General features: G+C 61.4%; 1 pseudogene. It reads right to left on the bottom strand.

Going from position 1 to position 417, the window contains the following annotated elements:
* Nucleotides 1-375, bottom strand: a pseudogene (locus EN742_RS38560) (hypothetical protein); the annotation flags it as partial.
* Nucleotides 376-417 lie beyond the last annotated feature (42 nt).

Below are 417 nucleotides of genomic sequence, written 5' to 3'. Positions count from 1 at the left end.
GTCGAAGAGATCGTCCCGCGAGACGCGTGCCTCGCTATCGAAGCGCCTCCGATCAGGGTTATCTTTCACCTTTCCTTCTACTGCGCCGTCAGCACCGGCTCGCTCCGCCATCTGGATCTTGATCGCATCCTGCGGAGGCCGCGGCGCGTCCCGTTCGCCCTGACCCTGCGGAGGAGCCTCGAGACGCTCGGCCTGAGCCTCTCGCTCCGAAAGCTCCAGATACTCGCGACGGATTTCCACCACCTCGCGTGCCGTCGCGGCGATCTCGTCGAAATCCTTTTTCTCGACCGGCTCGATGGCGGCCTCGACGGTTGCGAGCACTGCTTCGACGCGCTTTTCATAGGCTTCGAATTCCATTCGTGTCATCGAATGCATGGGCAGGCCTCCGGCTGCGACCAATTTCTCTAACTCTACCAT

Source organism: Mesorhizobium sp. M4A.F.Ca.ET.020.02.1.1 (genome assembly GCF_004022645.1).
Classification (GTDB): Bacteria; Pseudomonadota; Alphaproteobacteria; order Rhizobiales; family Rhizobiaceae; genus Mesorhizobium.
The sequence above is the reverse complement of the archived record's forward strand: the minus strand, read 5'-3'. Positions and strand labels throughout refer to the sequence as shown.